Source organism: Cryobacterium shii (assembly GCF_004402595.1).
GTDB lineage: Bacteria > Actinomycetota > Actinomycetes > Actinomycetales > Microbacteriaceae > Cryobacterium > Cryobacterium shii.
The window spans coordinates 24058-43193 of the sequence record NZ_SOFY01000044.1 but is presented as its reverse complement, the minus strand read 5'-3'; the positions used below and the strand labels follow the sequence as shown (position 1 = coordinate 43193).

Here is a 19136-nt window from a genome sequence, read left to right as displayed (position 1 = left end):
ACGACGACCGCCACAGCAACGCCCCGCCCGCTGCGGCCAAATCGGCCCGGATCTCGTCGCATCAACTTCGAATAGGCGTTACTGACACACGCTCCTAGGCTTCCCGGCATGGGCAACGACGCACACCCGCCGGTCGGCATCGAGCGGAGCATTCAGCGCAGCAGCCCGCTCACCCGGAAGCTGCTCGCGCCCAACCCCGGACCGATGACCCTCGACGGCACCAACAGCTACCTCATCGCCGCGCCCCGTTCCGCCTCGGCTGTGGTGGTCGACCCCGGACCGCTCGACGACGCCCACCTGGCTGCGCTCGCGGCAACGGGTTCGGTTGCCCTGGTGCTGATCACGCATCGCCATGCGGACCACAGCGCGGCGAGCGCACGGTTCGCTCGGCTCACCGGTGCGCCGGTGCGGGCCCTCGACCCGGCGTTCTGTGTCGATGCCGGACCGCTGACCGACGGAGAGGTGATCGAGGCCGGGGGAACGCGCATCCGTGTCATCGCCACGCCGGGGCACACCGCGGATTCGGCGTGTTTCCAGTTGCCCGATGATGGACCGCACGGGTCGGTGCTCACCGGGGACACGATCCTCGGGCGGGGAACGACGATCATCGCTCCCGACGGCACGCTCGAGGGTTACCTGCGTTCGCTCACCGCCCTGCGGGCGCTCGGGCCCGCCACGGTGCTCCCCGCCCACGGGCCGGTGCTGCCGAACCTCGAGGCGGTCTGCGACGCCTATCTCGCGCACCGCCACCAGCGCCTGGCCGAGGTTCGCCGTGCTCTGGCCGAGCTGGGGCCCGACGCGACGGTCGCGCTGGTCACCGATCGCGTCTACGCCCACACGGATGCTGCCGTCCGCTTCGCCGCCGAGGCCTCGGTTCACGCGCAGCTGGCCTACCTTCGCGGCGCGGAGCCGGTGCCGGTGCCGGTGCCCGCGCTGGTGCCCGCGCCCGCGCCGCCGCTGGTGCCCGAACCGGACCAGTGAAGGTTCCCGGCGCCTCCGGACCGCCCCCGCCCCGGCCGCGCTCCCGGGGGCCCCAGTCCCTCCCGACGGGGAACGAATTCGACGGAGATCTTGCTCTAAACAGCCTGTTTTGGGCCAAAACAGCCCGATTTCGGCAAAATCTCCGTCGAATTGGTTAGTCAGTGAGCTGGTTCGTGGGACCTCGCCGCACCGGGGCAATGCGGGCTCCTCACGCCCGGCGCCGGATTACCGCGGCCGGCCGCGAGGCGCGGCGCCGACCGGCCCCCGCACCCGGCCCGCGTCTCGCACCGAGTTCGACAGTTCCGGTCGAGTTCGACCGGCTCAAGTGTCCGGCTCGACCGGAACGGTCGAACTCGGCGTGACTCATCGCAGAAAGACAGCGTCGACGATCTCCGGGGTACCCTCGGCTCTCACCCGCGCGCAGGCGCGGAACCGACTACATTGAGAGCCATTCGGTGAGATGAAGGGGAGCGACGTGACTCGGCCCAACGGTGTTGGTGTCCATTCCGTCGCGCAGACCGCCGAACCGCCCGCGCGGCGATTCTTGTGGCGTCAACGCCGGGCGGACGCGCTTGAAGGTCTGGCCTGGTTCTCGATGGCCGTGGTGCTGGCTCTCTTCCTGGCCGACGGGGGCTGGACATACTTCACGAATATCCGGGACGTCACCACGGGAATAGGGATAGTGGCCGGCCTGGTCGGAAGCAATCTCCTGCTCGTCATGCTCCTGCTGGCCGCCCGGTTGCCGGTCATCGACGGGGCGATCGGCTACGACCGTGCCCTCGCGGCCCATCGACGGCTCGGCAAACCTGTGCTGTATCTGATTCTCGCCCACATGGTTCTGCTGCTCATCAGCTACGGCCTCGCGCTGGGGCGCAACCCCGTGGCCGAGGCAATCGCCATGATCACGTCCATGCCGGACATGCCGCAGGCCTTCATCGCCCTCGTCCTCTTCGTGCTCGTTGTCGTGACCTCCCTCGTGATCGTGCGGCACAAGCTGCCGTACCTGGCCTGGTACCTGGTGCATCTCCTGGTCTATGCCGCCGTGCTGCTCGCGCTCCCCATCAGTTCGGTCAGGGCGAGCTTTTCGCGGTCGGAACGTGGGCGCGCTGGTACTGGCTGTCCCTGTATGTCGGCACCCTGGCCGCCGTGGCAGTGTTCCGGTTCCTGATCCCCCTCGTTCGCAACCTGCACCACCGGCTGCGGGTGTCAGAGGTGCGCGCCGAGGCTTCCGGCGTAGCGTCCATCGTGATGACGGGTCACGACCTGGACCGGTTGGCCGCGCACGGCGTTCAGTTCTTCAGCTGGCGGTTCTGGTCGCCCGGGCTTCGCCTGGAGGCGCATCCGTATTCACTGTCGGCGGCTCCCGACGGCCGAAGCCTGCGGATCACCGTGCGCAATCTGGGCAACGGGAGTCACCGCCTTCTCGGCGTGCAGCCGGGAACCCGGGTCTTCTTCGAGGGACCGTACGGCCTGTTCACCGCCTCGGCCCGCACCACCGGCAGGGCGGTGCTGATCGGCGGGGGAATTGGAATCACCCCGATCCGAGCCCTCCTGGAGGACATCGACACGCCAGCCGGGGCGCTCACCGTGATCCTTCGCGGCGACGACCCTGAACACGTGTACCTGAGGCGGGAGGTCGAAGAGATCTGTGGCCGTGTCGGCGCCCGCCTCGAGGTGCTCGTGGGTTTGCCACCCCACGAAGGTCATACCTGGCTGCCGTCGGCCGTGTTCGCTGCGGGCCAGACTATTTCGACTCTCGCGCCCGACATCCCCGATGTCGACCTCTTCGTCTGTGGCCCGAAGCCGTGGGCCGAACTCGTGATCCGCGATGCGCGCGAGGCCGGTATTCCCGCACACCGCATCCATGCCGAACGGTTCGACTGGTGATGCGACGCTTGAGCACCGCCATCGTCGGGGTGGGCTCCGTCGCCGTGCTGGTCGTGGGCTGGCTGGCAGGTTCGAACAGGTTCACGGATGACGTACCCGTCGCCCCCTCGACGCGGCTCCCGACCACGACACCAACCTCGCCCCCATCGGATTCCGGGCCGAGTGCGGTTCCGTCGCCCACCGAGGCGGTGCCGCTTGCCACGGCCTACGACGGCCAGCTGATCGAGACCAAGTACGGAACGGTGCAGGTGCGGGTCGTCTTCACGGACGGTGTGATCACGGATGTCGTCGCCCTGAAACTCACCGACACGAGTGAGACCTCGGTGGAGATCAGTGCACGGGCGGCGCCGATCCTGCGGGAGGAGGTGCTGGCGGCGCAGTCGGCTGCCGTGAGCAACGTCAGCGGGGCGACCTACACGTCCCAGGGCTATCTCGGTTCGGTGCAATCGGCGCTCGATGCCGCGGGATTCACGGGATAGCCGGGGCAACCCGATGGGCGTGCACACGTTTGAGACCATGGGCACCGTGGTCAGCATCCGTCTGGCAACGGATGCCGGTGCCAGCGCCGGCGCCCTGGCCGATGTCCACCGGGTTTTCGACGACCTCGACCAACGGTTCAGCCTCTACGCCCCGGAGTCGGAACTGTCGCTGATCGTCGCAGGCGTGCTGCCGCTCTCCCACGCCGGCCCGGAAATGCGCGGCGCCTACACGGATGCCCTGGGCTGGCGGGAGCGCACAAACGGGGCCTTCACCCCGCACCGGCCAGACGGCGTGCTCGATCTATCGGGCCTGATCAAGGGTGTCGCGGTGGAGCAGGCCGGCCTGGTCCTCGAGCGCCACGGACACCGGGTCTTCTCCATCAACGCGGGTGGCGACATCCTGACCGGAGGCGTGCCCGCGGAAGGCACCTGGATCACCGGGATCACCGATGCGGCCGACCGGACCAGGCTGCTGACCAGCGTGGGCCTCACTCCCGACTGGCCGGCCGCGGCGACGTCGGGTTCGGCCGAACGCGGCAACCACATCTGGCGGCGACCAGACACCGACCGATCCTTCCTCCAGGCCACCGTCATCGCCGGGGACATCGTGACCGCGGATGTCCTGGCCACAGCGATCATCGCGGGCGGACGGCCGACGCTGGATCACGTCACCGACAGATTCCGCATCGCCGCGCTCGTGCAACTCGCCGACGGCGCCCTGCTGGCGAACCCGGCCTTCCGCGCGCTCATCGCCCGCGATCCCGACGGCACCCCCAGCAGCATTCCCACAGCATCGGCGGCTGGTTCGTCAACGCAGTCATGAGGGCTCAGGCGATCGACCCGCCTCCCGCTGATCACTCCGCATGACCTCCGGCGCTCGGCGGCCAATCTCGCCATTAACGCCGACGCGAACGTGAGAGCCAACGTCCGCGATAGGAAGTCCTGCGCACGGAGCCGCGACCTGCTCGGAGGCAGTATGCTCAGTGGGCTTCGTGCCGGTCCCGTCTTTGGCGGCGAGATTCGATTGATTCTTCTTTGATTTAAGTGCAAGACTTGCAGAACTATCAAAGGACCGATCAATGAACGACGAGATATCTGCCGCACTCCGGGCAATTCATTCAGGCTCGGCTGTCGCCGACAAGCGCGAAAGTGTAACGCTCGACTTCAAACGTCAAGACAATTCAATCTCGGACACCAGCAACAACATTGCGGACGCCGTGGTCTGCTTCGCTAATGCCGGAGGGGGATCGGTGATTCTGGGGGTTCGTGATCGCATCGAGGGCCCAGATGCAATTGAAGGCACGAGTCTCGACGCATTGGCTTTGCGCAAAAGGATTCGTGAGGTCACCGCACCGAGTCTCGATGCAGTTGTTGCTGAGTTTGAATTTGAGGGCAAACGTCTCCTGGAGATTACCGTTCAGGAAGGTCTCGATGTGTATGTTTCACGCGGCAAGGTTCCGTCCCGGAGATTCAATGACGAATGCATCCCGATGACGACTGCCGAGATTAGCCGCCTCCACCAAGAGCGTCAGGGAGGCGATTGGAGCGCCCAAGACACAGGGCGCCCAGTTCAGGACATCGACCCGGACGCCATACTGAGAGTGAAAGCGCTGCTGCGTCAGCTTCCAGATGAGACTCGCAGAGCGATCGCGGATGCCGACACTGAGTTCATCCTCGCCACTTTGGGATTAATCACCAGCAATGGCACCCTCACTCGCACCGCTTCGATACTCCTTTGTCACAGCGACACGAACCCGACGGTGGAGGTTCTCGTGTATCAGCATCGGGAAAACATGGGAGGAGAAGTCAATGCCGGGCGACGCTGGACAGGCCCGCTACTCACGGCGCTAGTCGATGTCCTAGGAGTCATCGAAGCGCGCGTACAGACGACACCGATCAACCTCGCTTCGGGCCAACAAATTCAGATTCAGGACTACCCACTCGAGGCGGTTCGTGAGGCAGTCGCAAATGCAGTGATGCACGGCGACCATCGGCTTAATCGACCGATCACAATCGAGCATTCCGACCAATCGCTGGAAGTCCGCTCGCCGGGGCCCCTCGTCTCCGGTGTGACGCCGTCCAACATCCTCACACACCCCACGAAACCCCGCTTCCCATTGCTGGCTGACACGATGAGAGGGCTCGGGTTGGCCGAGAAGTGGGGCCAGGGTGTCGACCGCATGTATCGGGAAATGATTCGGAGCGGCAAGAAAGCACCAACGATCGAAGTCTTTGACGGCGATGACCCTGAGACATCGGTTACTTTCAGCGGCGGCAGCCCCAACGCACGTGTCGCGAAATTCTTCTCCACGCTTCCGCCCGGCGTGCAGAACGACACCAACGCACTGGTCGTCGTCTCGATGCTCACCGCCAAGCGCACTGTGACTGCGTTGGAAGTCGCCCCAATGATTCAAAGGGATATCGGCGTGACACAAGCAGAGCTTCAACGTTTGGCGAACGGCGAGGCAGAGCTCATCGAGCCGACGCCACGCACCGTCACCAGAAGCAACCCCGACTACCGGCTGCGAGCGAGTGCGTTGGCAGGGCTCGGATCCGCGCTCGGCTACCAGCCGCGGGGACGAAGCGACCGTGATCAGAAGATCATCGCCCATCTTCACGAGTACGGTTCCATCAACAACGCCACGATCCAGCGCATGTTCGATCTCGACGTCTTTAACGCGCGAAACGTGATTCAGGATCTCGTCGGCCGTGAGATCCTCGTCCGCACAACGAAGGCGAAGAGCGGAACTGCAGTCCGCTATGGACCAGGCGCGAAGTTCCCGGCCCGAGTTAAAGGTCGGAAGAATACGGGTCTTTCTCGGGAGCCGGCGACCCAGCTGGACCTGGAAATAGGCGAGGATTAGGTCACGAAATATTCAATAACCCAACAGATACATCGTGTCTCGACATTCCGCGAAAAGGGCCGCAGGCGTTGCGGCTCAGTCGGGGATGACTGACCGCGCTTCCATTGGCGCTCGGAATTGCTACCTTCGACACCTTCGCTCTTGAGCGGAGAATCCTGTTGCAGCGCGCAGACCCATCGAGGCGTCAATCCTCGCCTGAGCGTGCGTTGATAAAAGCAAAACCCCAAGTGTCTGCTTGGGACAGCAACGTTGCGTGGCACAGCGAGCGAGTTACCCCATACGGGCAACTCACAGGCCGCTGAATCACTGGGCAGTTATTCGGCACTTTCGCGCACATCCTCTTCGCTCTGCCAAATAGCTTGCTACCGGCCGCCAACTCGTCGAGCGACTCCCCCGTAATTGTGAACTACGGGGTGCCACCCTCGAGCAGGAGCGCGAGCTCGTCGAGTTCGACGTCCCAGCCCTCTCGGTTCTGCTCAAGACGCTCGCGACGGTAGAGGGTGCCGCCGGGAAGTGTGTCGAAGCCCGATTCGATCACCGTGACATCCGTCCCGGTACCAGCATCGGCGATGGTAAAGCGCACGTGCGTCGCGTACTCGTCGAGCTCTTCGGCGGGGATTCCCGACCAACGGAAGCCGAACGAGGCGTCGGGCACCACCTCGGTGATTTTAATCGGGAAGCTGCCGTAGTCATCCCAGTCGATGCTGCCAGTAGCACCGGGCTCGAGCGCGGCGAACCCCACACCGTCTCCGAACCACTTGACCATCACCTCGGGGTCGGTCAGCGCCTTCCAGACGCTGGGGCGCGAGGCCTCGATGTGCACGGTGCGGGTCACGGTGTGGCCCTTGATTCTTGCGTGATCAGACACGGTGTTTCCTTCACGTTCGAGCTGAGCGCGACGGGACATTGCCCGCCGAGCGGCACGTCAACTAGTTCCGCAAAACGCACCTCATCGAGCGTACCCATGATTGCGCATCTGTTCACGGGCGGAAGAACTCCTCACTGGGTCAATCCCGGCAAGAAAAACCCCCTGCCTCCCAATCAAATAACGGGCTGCAGGGGGTTTTCCGTGGCGGTACCGGTGGGATTTGAACCCACGGTGGAGTCTCCCCCACACAACTTTTCGAGAGTTGCACCTTCGGCCGCTCGGACACGGTACCGAGGGAAAGTGTAGTTGAGAAGCGGGTGCCGGCGCCAATCGCGATCCGGGCATCCGTGTCTGAACGGCGCGCACCCAGCCGGCCGCTGTAATCTCGCGAGGTGATATCAGCGAACAACCGGCTCCGTTCCCTTGCCCTGACGGTCGGCGCCGTGTCGACGGCCGCCGGCATCGGCGTGGCCGTCGTGGCCAACCACCGGGCCTTCCAGCAGCGCGTCTCCGCGAGCGCTGTCATCCTAAACGAGACCCTGCCGGTGCACTCGCTGTGGTGGCGCACCCGGGCGAAGGACAAGGGCGAGCTCCTCTACGCCGTCATCGGTGACAGCGCCGCCCAGGGGATCGGCGCGAGCTCCCCGCACCGCGGCTACGTCGGCATCCTGGCCGACCAGATCGCGCTGACGACCGCCCGCACCGTGCGGGTGGTCAACCTGAGCGTCTCGGGCGCGACGGTCGGACTGGCCGTGCGCGACCAGCTGCCAAAGTTTGTGAAGCTCACCCCCGACATCGTGACGGTCGCCATCGGCGCCAACGACATAGCCCTCTGGGACGCGGTGGCGTTCGAGGCAGGCATCCGCACGGTCTTCGCGGCACTCCCCCCGCATGCGCTGGTCGCCAGCCTGCCCTGCTTCCACCTGCCCCGCAACGAACGGATGGTCGCAGTCGCCAACCGCATCATCGCCGAGGTGGCCGCGGAGCACCGGCTCACCGTGGTGCCGCTGCACGCGACCACCAAGCGGCTCGGGCTGCGCAGCGTCGCCACGCACGTCGCGGGCGACCTGTTCCACCCCAACAACCGTGGCTACCGGGCCTGGGCCGACGCGTTCCTGCCGGCGCTGGAAGCGAGCCTCACCCGGCGGTTCCCTCCCCTCGAAGCGGAGTCCGCACCGGCGGGCGCGGCGACCTCGGCACCGGCGCCCGCGGCGGCACCCACCACGGCAACGGACCCCGCGGAGGCACCACTCACGGCAACGCCGACCGGGTCCGCAGCCGAAACGACGGCCGCAACAACCCCCAACACAAGCGGTGTCGGCGGCCCCAGCTAGGCTCGCAGGCATGGCCAGACCCGTTTCCAACTTCCGTTGCACCGAATGTGGCTGGACCACCCTGAAATGGGCGGGCCGCTGCGGCGAATGCCAGCAATGGGGCACCGTCGTCGACATGACCGAGAAGGCGAGCCTGGCCCGCGCACTTAAGCCGGCCAGCGTCAGCGGCGACGGCATCGCCCGGCCGATCACCCACGTCGACACCAACGCGGTCTCGCACTGGCCGACCGGCATCGATGAGTTCGACCGGGTGCTGGGCGGCGGCATCGTGCCGGGATCCGTCATCCTGCTCAGCGGCGAGCCCGGGGTCGGCAAGTCCACCCTGCTGCTCGAGGTCGCGTCGAAGGCCGCGGCCGCGAAGTCCCGCGTGCTCTACGTCAGCGCCGAGGAGTCGGTCAGCCAGGTGCGCCTCCGCGCCGAGCGCACCGGGGCGCTGCAGCCCGAACTGTTCATCGCCGCCGAGACCGACCTGGCCACCATCCTCGGCCAGATCGACGCGGTCAAACCCAACCTCGTCATCATCGACTCCGTGCAGACCGTGGCCAGTTCGCTCTCCGACGGCCTCGCCGGCATGCCCAGCCAGGTGCGGGAAGTGGCCTCCACCCTGATTCGGGTCGCCAAAGACCGCGATCTGCCCATCCTGCTGGTCGGACACGTCACAAAAGACGGCACGATCGCCGGCCCCCGCCTGCTCGAGCACCTCGTCGACGTGGTGTGCCAGTTCGAGGGCGACCGGCAGACGGCGCTGCGTTTCGTGCGCGCGCTGAAGAACCGGTTCGGTTCCACCGACGAGGTGGGCTGTTTCGAGATGACCGGCGACGGCATCGCCGAGGTACCCGACCCGAGCGGACTCTTTCTCAGCCGCGGCAACTCGGCCGTCTCGGGTACCTGCGTCACCGTGGCGCTCGAGGGCCGGCGGGCGATGCCGGTCGAGATCCAGGCCCTGGTCATCAAGACCCAGGCCCCCAACCCCCGTCGCGTCACCAACGGCGTGGACTCCTCCCGGGTGGCGATGCTCCTCGCCGTGTTGGAACGGCGGGCGAACCTGACCGGCCTGGGCGGGATGGATGTCTACGTCTCGACCGTGGGCGGCATCCGTCTCACTGAGCCGGCCGCTGACCTCGCCATCGCCCTCGCCATCGCGTCGGCGTTCCGGGACCGGCCGATCGCGCAGAACACGGTCGCATTCGGCGAGATCAGCCTGGCCGGCGAGGTGCGGCCGGTGTCGGCGTCCAAGCTTCGCACGGCCGAAGCGGGCCGCCTCGGCTTCACCACCCGCATCGACGCCGAGGCCGGGTCGATCGGTACCGCGGTCGCCGCGGCGATCGCGACCGGCGTCTCTGCCCGCGAGGCGGAACTGGACCGCTCCTTCTAGGGCCTCGGCTCGCTGAAGCCTCGGATCGCTCAGGCCTCAGATCGAATCTCTCAGAAGGGTGCGGGGTCGCCGGGCGGTTCGGGTGATCCCAATGAATTCGGCGCCACAGGGTGCCCAGGCGTCACAGCTTGCACAGGCGTCACAGCTTGCACAGGCATCACAGGTGCCGCCGCACGGATGACCGTGGCCGGCTCGGTCACAAATGCTCGCCCGCTCGGTGACCTCCACTCCAGAACGCCATTTTCGAGGTGTTTCACGCTCCACCCGGTCTCGCTCTTCAGCGCAGGGCACGGCGGACACAGGTGCGCGAGGTTGTCCTCGGCGGTCAAACCGTTGAACTGCCAATCCAACGAATGGTCGATGCCCGAATGGGCCGTCGAACGGTTGCAGCCCGGGAACCGGCACGTCTCGTCCCTCACCCGCAGATACTTTTTGAGGTCCTTGGGCACCTTGTACCGGTCTCGACCGACCGAGAGCACCACCCCGGTCTCCGGGTGCACCAGAAGCCGGGTGAAGCTCGGTGCGCCGGCGGCGATTCGCCGCGCGGTGTCGGCGTCGATCGGGCCGTACCCCTCCAGGTGGGCGGGTTCGTCAGTGAGACCCATCAGGCTGAACACCGGGACCGTGATGTTCACCGAGCCCCGAATGCCCTTGCCGAGTCCCGACGGCGTGACCCCGTCGAGGATGAGATCTTCGAACACGTCCGCCTTCAACTGGGTCAGGGTTCGTTCCTCCTCGGCGCACTGCAGGCTCAGGGCCATCAGCGTCACCCGTTCGTAAGCCGCCTGCGCCTTCTCCGCACTGGCGTAGAAGGTGAGGGATGCCATGCCGTCCTGTTCGGGCTCGAAGAACACGGCCCGGTCAAGCACGGACTTCTGGTACCGGGCCTTGATCGTCTCCGGATGCCACCGCTCTCGCAGAATCCGGGCGTTGTACTTCAGCTTCGACGCGGTGAGAGTGCCTGCCGACTTCAACACCGCGGCTTCGAATTTCGCCCGCCCTTCTGCGGGGACCGACCACGCCTGGTTGACCACCACCTGCGCGTGCCGGTAGCTGATCTCTCCCGACGCCAGCGCAGCCCGGGTCGCGGGGAGATCCACGGCCAGGGCCCGGCTCTCCGCGACCAGGTTCTCCGCCGTGCGCTGCGGCACCCGGATCGTGCAGGCCAGCTCGCTCGAGAACTCCCGCTCGGCGACCTCCCGTGCGTCCCAGCGGGCCCCCGGCCCCCGGGCCGCGGTGCGGGCGATGGCCTGCCCGAATCGGCGGGCATCCTCGACCCGTTCCGCCCGCCGGGCGAAGGCCGCGGCGAGGTCCCGCTCGGCCTCGGCGATGGCATCGAAATGCCGGCCCATGGCCTCACGCTCTTCAATGAATGACGGCTTCATGAGGGACAGATTACGGGCACCCACCGACACTCCCCCGGCATCCGTGCACACGGTGGAAAACCTGATCAAAGCCACATTGTGGAGGGATCGGACAGGGTCCAAACTAGGGTGGGGACGCGGCCGCGCTAAGCGTGCACGACCTGGTTTCGGCCGGCCTGCTTGGCTACGTAGAGGCGGGTGTCCGCGGCCCGCAGCAGGTCCGAGGTGTGTTCGCCGTCGAGCGGCGCCACCGCCACGCCGATGCTCGCCGTCACGGGCAGGTTCTCGGTGATCGGCCACCAGTCGAAGTCGGCGATGGTTCGCCCGAGCTCGTCGAAGACGGCGCGGGCCTGGTTCGCATCCGTTTCCGGCAGGATCAGCAGGAATTCCTCGCCACCCAGCCGCGCGGCGATCCCGCCCGGCACGGCCCATACGGCGTCGATCAGGATGCGCCCGATCGCGCGCAGCACCTCGTCGCCGATCTCGTGGGAGAACGTGTCGTTGATGCGTTTGAAGTGGTCCAGGTCGAGCATCGCGACCGCCAGTTCCGGTCCGCCCTCCCGCAGCCTCATCAGGGCCAGACCGAGGTGCTCGTCGACGAACCGCCGGTTGTGCAGCCCGGTCAGCGGGTCCCGTTCGGCCAGCTCGCGATACCGGTCGCTCTCCCGACGGGACTCCGCGGTCTGGAACATGGCATCGAGGATGCGTCCCCGCGCCTCGTTCTCGCTCGCGCCGAGGGCCTCGAACTGCTCGTGGTAGTGGCGGTAGGCCTCGAACGCGAAGCGGTAGTCGTCGTTCGCGGCATGAGTCTCGGCCTGCTCGCGGGTCGTTTCCGTCAGCCAGCGATTGAGACCGTTGCGCTGGGCGATGTCACGGCAGCGGTCGATCACGAGCTGCGCCTTCTCGAGCCGCCCGTCCAGGCGGTACAGCTGGGCCAGGGCGACCAGGGCGGCCGCGGAGCTGTCCGGGTGCGCGTCGCTGATGGCAGGGTCCATGGCCGTCAGCAGCATCTGCTCCGCCTCGTCGATGCGACCCACCGTCAGGTAGATCCGCGCGATCGTGTCCCGGGCGGACATCCCGATCTGGCGGTCGCTGAGCTCCGACAGACCGACCAGGCGGTCGACCGCGGCGAGGGCCTCGACCTGGTTGTGTGCCAGGTGCTCCGTGAAGGCCAGGTTGTTGAGGATGATGTAACGGATGTTGGTTTCCGGGTCATCGATCACCAGCCGCAGCGCATCGTCATACCGCCTCCGCGCCTCGTCGAGAGAACCTGCCGAGCCGAGGGCATCCGCGAGGCACTTACGGGCGGCGGCCCGCATCAGCGGAGTCTCGGACTCGTCGAGCAGATCGTTCGCTGTGACGGCATGCTCCAGCGCGAGGGCGCGATCGCCGACCATCTCGAAGACCGAGCCCAGAACGTCGTGGCACCGGGACTGCAGCGCGACCTCGCCGTGCTGTTCCGCCCAGCCCAGGATCTGCTGCACATCGGTGGCGATCTGGCCCGGGTCGGTGCGATGGATGCGCACGGCGGCGATCAGCACAATCAGGCGACGCGACGTGGCCCCCGAGTCTGCCTCGCCGAGTTCCGCGAGCCACTCCTCGGCGGCTTGGAGCGCCACGTCCCGGTCGATCCAGAACTCTCGTTCAATGCGCGCCAAGCGTGCGGTGTCCCGACCACGCACAGTCCCCACCACCACGTCCTGCTCCCTGACAGATGCAGAAAGCAGACCGTGAAAAGTCCGTCGGATGCTCCGCTGGTGAGAGCGGGCCGAACACTGTCGCGCTCAGCCTAGCGTGGGCCGCCTGCTCGGCCGGGTGTTTGCGAACCCCCAGCCTGAGGGGAGAAGAGGCGAGTTACTCGCCGTCGCCATCGCTGTCGCTGTGAGCGGGTTCGTCTTCGCCCGGGAGCGGACCCAGAGCCCGCAACAGGTCGGCCGGGGCAGCCTGCATCACGTGCGGGCCGGCGATGTCGAAGAACACCATCTCCAGCACCTGCTTGTGCACGGTGAGGAACTCCCGCAGCCACTGGCCGTCGGCGACCATCACCTGCGGGTCGACCTCGTCCGGCACCATGCGGGCATAGTTCTCGGCGGAGGAGAAGAGCAGCAGCATGCGCCGGTCGGTGCCCTCGCGCCCGAACACGCGCACCTGCTCCGCCTGGCCGTTGACGACCAGCTGGGGCACGATCATCACGTCGTTGCGCAGGGCGTAGGCCACGGCGACCACGTCCTGCTCGGCCAGAGCAGTGGCAAGGGCGAGGGAATGGGTCGGTGGAGTCGCGTCAGTCACGGCATCCATTCAACCAGTTGATCAGGACAGGAAGAACTGCTTCGGCGTGGCCGACTCGATCCCGTCGACGGAGACGCTTAGGTTGTACGCCGCTCCCCCGGCCGGCGCTGCATCGCGGGTGGCCTCGTCGCAGGTGTCCGGGCTCGACCGCACCCGCTCCCACTCGATGGCGGCCGACGAGCTCACCGGCTGGCCGGGCTTGAGGGTCACCTCGGCGTCGGCCGGGTCGGTGAGGCAGTCGGTGGACGTCCAGTAGACGTCCGCGCCGCTGGAGATCGTGAAGACCTGCTTCGACGTTCCCACGTTGATCACGCAGGGCTCGGTGCCGGTGTTCGTCAGGCTGAGCGAGAGTGCCGGCTGCTGTCCGGGCTCGTAGCTGACCGCGTCGGTGATGGCCTCCACCTGCACCCTCGCCGGGTTGCAGGCGGATGCCCCGGCGGCCGGGTCGGACGCCGCGGCGGCCGGCGCATCCGTCGTTGCGGCGCTGGCCGCCGATTTCGGGGCGGTGCCCTGCTCGTCGGGGCCCGCACCGGGCCGCACGATGATCAGGAAGATAATGACAAGCACGAAGAGCAGGCCCACACCCACGATGAGGCGACGGCGCCAGTACACCTTGCTGGACTGGGGCCCGACCGGATGTTTGATCGTCGACATGACCCAAGGCTAACGAGGTATGCCGGCGCCGCCGGGGAATGCTCAGCGTGTCGAGCGGGAATATAGGAAGAGGCGCGGCCGAGCCCGGAGAGGCTCGGCCGCGCCCGCGCACGTCCTATGGTCAGCGAGGGGCCTTGACCTTCGCAACCGTGATCTCGGTCCACCCGAGCACGGCACCGGTCGCGTCCTGCACGACGAGCTGGTACTTGCCTGCACGGATGTCGGCCGGCAGTGTCGTGCTGACCTCACCCTTCGCGTTCACCAGAAGCCAGCCGCCCAGGTTCTTGACCGGCTTGGACTGCAGCGACACCGAGACGAACTCGCCCGCGTGCGCCGCTCCGACGTCGACCGTGACCGTGGCGCCCGCGGCGTAGGCGGCCGCGTACGTGTCGACCTTGTCCTTGAGTGCCTTGGTCAGGGCCTTCGGGCTGGCGGCGGTCGGATCGGTCGCCGGCGGCACCGGCACGTTCACGGTGATCGGCACCCGCACGATCGTGCCGGACTCCGTGGCCCTGAGAACGAGCTCGCTGTTCGCCGCGGCATCCTGCGGCACCGTGACGGTGACCGCGGCCTTGCCGGAGGCGTCGACGGCTGCCGTGCCCGGGCCGGCACTGCTGCCGGACCAGAGCAGCGTCAGCGCCGTGTTCTTCGGGGCGCCGAGCGAGCTCAGGTTCAGGTCGCCCACGGTGAACGTGACCGAGGCGCCGCGCTCGACGGCCCCGCTCGGAACGCCCGTGACGCTGGCCTGGCGGGCGGCGAACGACGGTGCCACTGGACTCTTGGCCGTGAGGTAGGAGATCCAGGCGTCCCGGTCGACCAGACCGGAGTCGCGCGTGCCCGTTCCATTCTTGAACTCCCGGAAGTTGTCGCCGCCGGTGAGCAGGAAGTTGAACGAGCCGACCCGGTAGGAGCGCGCCAGGTCGATGGCCGAACCGTCGATCCAGATGCCCGTGATGCGGTCGCCCTCAGCCCGGGTGGCGTCGAACGTGTAGTTCACGTTGTCGGAAAGCCCCAGCTGCAGGTACGGGCGGCTCGGGATGTTGCCGGCCGCGTCACGCTGCCACTGCTGTTCCAGAACGGTCTTGAACTGATCCCCGGTGAGGCTGGTCGTCCACAGGTTGTTCAGGAACGGCAGCACCGCGTTGGCCTCGGCGTAGGTGACGACACCGTCCGGCGAGTACAGCAGTTCGGCGCGCATGCCGCCCGGGTTGACCACGCCGATTTCGGCGCCGCCCTTGGCCGGGTCGGCCAGCGATTCGCGCAGGGAGTTCGCCACCAGCGTGCCCATGGCAGACGGTGCGGCCCGGTTCTCGGCGCACGGTGAGGTGCCGCCGAGGCAGGCGCGGGTGATGTCGGCGGTGACCGAGCCGATCGGCTGGTTGCCGATGACGGCCGCCTGGGCGAGCGCGGCATCCGTGATCGTCTTCACCGCGGCGACCCGCGGGTATGCGGCGACCAGGGTGGCGTCGGCCGTGACCGAACGCTTGACGTTCTGGTTCTTCACGGTCGTGGTGTCACCGGACGCAACGTCGTAGTTGAGCACGACCTGGCCGATGTTCTCGCCGTAGCTTCCGGTCTGGAGCACCGGGCGGGTGACCCCGGCGGCCGCACCGGGGAGCTGGGCGTTCCACGCGTACTGCTTGTGCGTGTGGCCGGTGAAGATCGCGTCGACCTCGGCGGAGGTCTGCGTGACGATCCGGGCGAACGCGCTGTCGGTGAGGGCGAGCTCCTGCTCGAGGGAAGCGCCGTCCGGCGTTCCGGCGCTGGCCCCCTCGTGGTACTCGGCGATCAGCACATCGGCTTCGCCGTTGGCGGGGTTGCCGTCGGTGAGCTGGGCCGAGACCCGGTTGACCGCGGCGACCGGGTCACCGAAGCTCAGGCTGGCGATGCCGTTCGGCGAGACCAGCGCCGAGGTCTCCTCGGTGACCGCGCCGATCACGCCGACCGTGACGCCGTTGACGACGTAGGTGGCGTACTCCTGCATGGCCGGGGTTTCGGTGCCGAGCTGGTAGACGTTCGCGCCCAGGTAATCGAAGTCGGCGGCGTCGGCGACGCGGCCGGTCAGGTCGGAGAAGCCCTGGTCGAACTCGTGGTTGCCCACGGCCGAAGCCTTCAGGTCGAGGGCGTTCAGCACGTCGATGGTGGGTTTGTCACCCTGCGAGGCGGAGGCGAACAGGGAGGCGCCGATGTTGTCACCGTCGGAGAGGAACAGGGTGGACGCGTCCCCGTATTCCGCGCGGAGCTGCTCGACCGTTCCAGCGAACTTGACCGTGTTGGCGTCGATGCGGCCGTGGAAGTCGTTGATGTTGAGCAGGTTGATGTCGACGTCGGTGGGGCTGGCGAGGTTCAACCCGACGACGGCCGGGTCGTGGTCGGACGAGCGGAACGCGTCGGCCAGGTAGAAGTCGGTGACGTTGTTGTTGTACCGGCTGTACTCCAGGGCGACCGACTCGACCGAGTTGATGTTCCAGACGTCCACATCGGTGACCGCGGCATCCGCCTCGGGCGACGCGAACACGTGGTCGAGCGAGCCGACCATGCCGCCGAACGCGTAGGTGTACTCGCCGCTCTTGGCTTCCTCGCTGAGGTAGCCGGCGTCGGTGATGACCTTGATCGGGTCTTCCTGGTCGTAGGCGTTGAAGTCACCGGTGAGGAAGACGCGCGCGATGCCGGTGCTGGTCTTCAGCGAGTCGGCGAACCCGACGAGCGCCGTCGCCTGGTTCACACGGGACAGGTTCGAGGCGCCCTGGCCGTCGCCCGTGTCGGCGTTGGCGCCGGTTCCGGACCCCTTCGACTTGAAGTGGTTGACGATCGCGAGGAAGCGGCTGCCGGTGTCGCCGACCAGCTGGAAGGCCTGGGCGAGCGGCTGGCGGGCGTTGACGAAGGCGGCGTGGTCGAAGATGGTCGACCCGCCGACAGTCTCGACGGCGGCGGTCTTGTAGATGAACGCGGTGCGGATGACGTCTTCGCTGACCGGGAGGGCGGCCGGTGAGGGCACGAAGGCCCAGACCGGGCTGCCCGCGGCGGTGTTCAGCGCGGCGACGAGGTTGGCGAGGGCGGAGTCGCGGTCCTTGCCGAAGCGGGCCGAGTTCTCGATCTCCTCGAGCGTGACGACCTGGGCGTCGAGCGCGTTGATCGCGGAGACGACCTTCGCCTGCTGGCGCTCGAAGCTGACCTGGGTGGCCGCGCCGCGGGCGTCGCAGCCGCTGTTGACCGTGATCGGCGTGCCGGCCCGGTCGGTGTAGTAGGTGCAGCCGGTGATGGAGTCACCGGTGGTGGCGAAGTAGTTGAGCACGTTGAAGGTGGCCAGACGGATGTCGCCGCCCACCGGTCTGGGCGCCGCTGTGCGGGTGTTGGCGAAGGTCGCGGGCTGCACGGCGGCGGTCGCGGGCACCAGCTCGGCGGTCGGCTGGAACTTCCAGTTGCTGTTGCGGAAGTCGAAGATGACCGGCTTCGTGAACGTGACGGCCGCACCGATGCGCACGGGGTTCGCGGTGGACAGATACGGAACAGGGAGGCCCTTGTTCGTGGCGCTGCCGAGGTAATTGGTCGTGGCGCCGTCGTCGAGGGTGACCGCGCGCGCCTTGTTGGCGGCGACGGCCGCGGTGTACGCGTCCGTTCCCGGGCGGGCGGTGACGGTCGGGCCGACGAGCGGGGTGCTCCCGGCGGCGAGGCCGATCTCGCCGTACTGGTTGGTCGAGTAGTTGTTCGTGACGGTGAACGCGCCGGCGGGGGCCAGGAGCATGCCCTCGAGGGACTCGCGCGCGGCATCCGTGGCCGGAAGGCCGACCGTGGCGGGTGCCGGGGCGACGATTCCGGCCTTGTCCAGGGCGGTGACGTCGCTGAGCGCGCCGACGGTGAGCTGCGTGAGTCCGAAGAACTCGGACGCGGTGCCGGTCACCGAGACGTAGTCGCCGGCCGTGACGGGGGCGACGAGCGCGTTCGTGTAGACGAAGATTCCGTCCGAGGCGGTGTGTGTGGTCAGATCGACCGCGCCGCCGGTGCCGGGGGTCTGCAGGTAGAAGCCCCTGAAGCCGCCGGCCGGGTAGGTGGCGGTCACCACGCCGGTCGTGGTGACGAGCTTGCCGGTCTGGGCGCCGGCATCCGTGCTGCCCTGGATCTCATTGATCGGGAGCGCGGCGGCGGGCGCCGGCGGGGTGGTCGGCGCCGGGGTCGGAGTGGGCGTGGTGGTGGCCGCGGTCTCGCCGGCGGCGTTGGTCGGGGTGGGGGCCGCGAGCGTGAAGTCGCCCGAGTTGACGTCGGTGTCGAGGCCCGTCGCGCGGCTGAGCGCGGTGGTGACGGATGCCGCGGGCGCCGCCGTGGTCTCGAACGTGAGCGACGAGCCGTACCCGATCAGGTCGATGACGCCGGGTGCGTTCAGCAGGGATCCCGTGGGGGGAGCGGTCAGCGCCGTGGTCTGGTTGGCGAGGAAGAGGGTTCCGCCGCCGCCAGCGAAGGAGGAAGAGAGAGAAGCGTTCGGAGTAGGGAGGGGGGCGCCGTTGGCGGTGTTCGAGTTTCCCTGCACGAGGTAGTAGCCCCTGGCCGGGATGGACCCGGTCAGCGGGAGCACGGCGGTCGGGTTCGCGGTGCCGGTGGCCGAGCGGTACTGCAGCGAGGTGCCGTCGAGGGTGACGAGGGCATCCGTCGGGTTGTAGAGCTCGACGAACTTGTTCAGGTAGGTGGCGCCGGCGCTGCCGCCGTTCAGGTAGGCCTCGTTGATCACGACCCCGGTGCCACCGACGTCTGCGACGGCCGGCAGCGCCACGAGCGGGCTCGCGACCAGGCCGAGGCCGAGGAGAGAGGCGAAAGTCAACTTCCAACTGCTGTGTGCTGCAGGCGACATGGGTTCCCTAAGTAGGCGACGACATTGATCGCAATGCTACGGAGGCAGGGCCCTGCTTGAGCGTCCTGCAAAATAACAAAAGGTGAATTCAGGCGTTCTGCTCGAATGAGCAGAAGAATGCGAAAATACCCCCACATGAGCGCCGCCCGAAGGGGTACTGTGCGCTCTTCACTCTGCTCTTCACTGTGCTGGCAGGCC

Annotated in this window: 14 protein-coding genes and 1 tRNA gene; 8 read left to right on the top strand and 7 right to left on the bottom strand. The window is 67.4% G+C overall.

Features of this window, described 5'->3' with window-relative positions; translation table 11 throughout:
* The first annotated feature begins 108 nt into the window (after positions 1-108).
* The 6 genes from E3O49_RS08530 to E3O49_RS08505 all read left to right on the top strand — a co-directional run bounded on the left by E3O49_RS08530 (position 109) and on the right by E3O49_RS08505 (position 6211).
* Entirely contained in the window at positions 109-981 is an 873-nt protein-coding gene (locus tag E3O49_RS08530; protein WP_134366820.1) for an MBL fold metallo-hydrolase, read from the top strand.
* A gap of 475 nt (positions 982-1456) precedes the next feature.
* Positions 1457-2149, top strand: coding sequence for a ferric reductase-like transmembrane domain-containing protein (locus E3O49_RS08525; RefSeq protein WP_160141064.1), 693 nt, complete (start codon positions 1457-1459; stop codon positions 2147-2149).
* On the top strand, positions 2128-2868 hold the full coding sequence (locus E3O49_RS08520; RefSeq protein ID WP_134366822.1) for a ferric reductase-like transmembrane domain-containing protein: 741 nt from the start codon (positions 2128-2130) through the stop codon (positions 2866-2868). Before E3O49_RS08525 ends, E3O49_RS08520 begins: the two co-directional genes overlap by 22 nt.
* The gene (locus tag E3O49_RS08515; RefSeq protein ID WP_134366853.1) at positions 2868-3347 is read left to right on the top strand and encodes an FMN-binding protein; all 480 of its coding nucleotides are present in this window, start codon (positions 2868-2870) and stop codon (positions 3345-3347) included. Before E3O49_RS08520 ends, E3O49_RS08515 begins: the two co-directional genes overlap by 1 nt.
* 13 nt (positions 3348-3360) lie before the next feature.
* Positions 3361-4170, top strand: a complete 810-nt coding sequence (locus E3O49_RS08510) for an FAD:protein FMN transferase (RefSeq protein ID WP_420898194.1) — start codon at positions 3361-3363, stop codon at positions 4168-4170.
* A 256-nt stretch (positions 4171-4426) separates the two neighbouring features.
* The gene (locus E3O49_RS08505; RefSeq protein ID WP_134366823.1) at positions 4427-6211 is read left to right on the top strand and encodes an ATP-binding protein; all 1785 of its coding nucleotides are present in this window, start codon (positions 4427-4429) and stop codon (positions 6209-6211) included.
* Positions 6212-6617: 406 nt separating this feature from the next.
* On the opposite strand, the gene E3O49_RS08500 is transcribed toward E3O49_RS08505, so the two are convergent.
* Entirely contained in the window at positions 6618-7079 is a 462-nt protein-coding gene (locus tag E3O49_RS08500; protein WP_160141063.1) for an SRPBCC domain-containing protein, read from the bottom strand.
* A 202-nt stretch (positions 7080-7281) separates the two neighbouring features.
* Positions 7282-7371 (bottom strand) — tRNA-Ser (locus E3O49_RS08495).
* Between the two features lie 100 nt (positions 7372-7471).
* On the opposite strand from E3O49_RS08495, the gene E3O49_RS08490 reads away from it, so the two are divergent.
* Both E3O49_RS08490 and radA read left to right on the top strand, forming a co-directional pair.
* A complete protein-coding gene (locus E3O49_RS08490; RefSeq protein ID WP_241976067.1) occupies positions 7472-8413 on the top strand; it encodes an SGNH/GDSL hydrolase family protein in 942 nt (313 codons plus the stop codon).
* A gap of 10 nt (positions 8414-8423) precedes the next feature.
* Positions 8424-9788 carry a DNA repair protein RadA gene (radA, locus tag E3O49_RS08485; protein WP_134366825.1) on the top strand — a complete coding sequence of 455 codons (1365 nt, stop codon included), beginning with the start codon at positions 8424-8426 and terminating at the stop codon, positions 9786-9788.
* 50 nt (positions 9789-9838) lie between these two features.
* Here radA and E3O49_RS08480 read toward each other — a convergent pair whose 3' ends face one another.
* From E3O49_RS08480 to E3O49_RS08460, 5 genes are all read right to left on the bottom strand, one after another.
* The gene (locus E3O49_RS08480; protein ID WP_134451359.1) at positions 9839-11173 is read right to left on the bottom strand and encodes an HNH endonuclease signature motif containing protein; all 1335 of its coding nucleotides are present in this window, start codon (positions 11171-11173) and stop codon (positions 9839-9841) included.
* A 125-nt stretch (positions 11174-11298) separates the two neighbouring features.
* On the bottom strand, positions 11299-12810 hold the full coding sequence (locus E3O49_RS08475) for a GGDEF domain-containing protein (RefSeq protein WP_134366827.1): 1512 nt from the start codon (positions 12808-12810) through the stop codon (positions 11299-11301).
* Positions 12811-13006: 196 nt separating this feature from the next.
* A complete protein-coding gene (locus E3O49_RS08470) occupies positions 13007-13441 on the bottom strand; it encodes a dehydrogenase (protein ID WP_241976069.1) in 435 nt (144 codons plus the stop codon).
* A 21-nt stretch (positions 13442-13462) separates the two neighbouring features.
* Positions 13463-14095, bottom strand: a complete 633-nt coding sequence (locus tag E3O49_RS08465; protein WP_134366829.1) for a hypothetical protein — start codon at positions 14093-14095, stop codon at positions 13463-13465.
* Positions 14096-14216: 121 nt separating this feature from the next.
* A complete protein-coding gene (locus tag E3O49_RS08460; protein WP_244285270.1) occupies positions 14217-18908 on the bottom strand; it encodes an ExeM/NucH family extracellular endonuclease in 4692 nt (1563 codons plus the stop codon).
* Positions 18909-19136: the final 228 nt, after the last annotated feature.

Bases quoted from the DNA above. Each gene is read 5' to 3' on its own strand.
- E3O49_RS08530 (WP_134366820.1), top strand. From the start codon at position 109: ATGGGCAACGACGCACACCCGCCGGTCGGCATCGAGCGGAGCATTCAG.
- E3O49_RS08515 (WP_134366853.1), top strand. From the start codon at position 2,868: ATGCGACGCTTGAGCACCGCCATCGTCGGGGTGGGCTCCGTCGCCGTG.
- E3O49_RS08510 (WP_420898194.1), top strand. From the start codon at position 3,361: ATGGGCGTGCACACGTTTGAGACCATGGGCACCGTGGTCAGCATCCGT.
- E3O49_RS08505 (WP_134366823.1), top strand. From the start codon at position 4,427: ATGAACGACGAGATATCTGCCGCACTCCGGGCAATTCATTCAGGCTCG.
- radA (WP_134366825.1), top strand. From the start codon at position 8,424: ATGGCCAGACCCGTTTCCAACTTCCGTTGCACCGAATGTGGCTGGACC.
- E3O49_RS08480 (WP_134451359.1), bottom strand. From the start codon at position 11,173: ATGAAGCCGTCATTCATTGAAGAGCGTGAGGCCATGGGCCGGCATTTC.
- E3O49_RS08465 (WP_134366829.1), bottom strand. From the start codon at position 14,095: ATGTCGACGATCAAACATCCGGTCGGGCCCCAGTCCAGCAAGGTGTAC.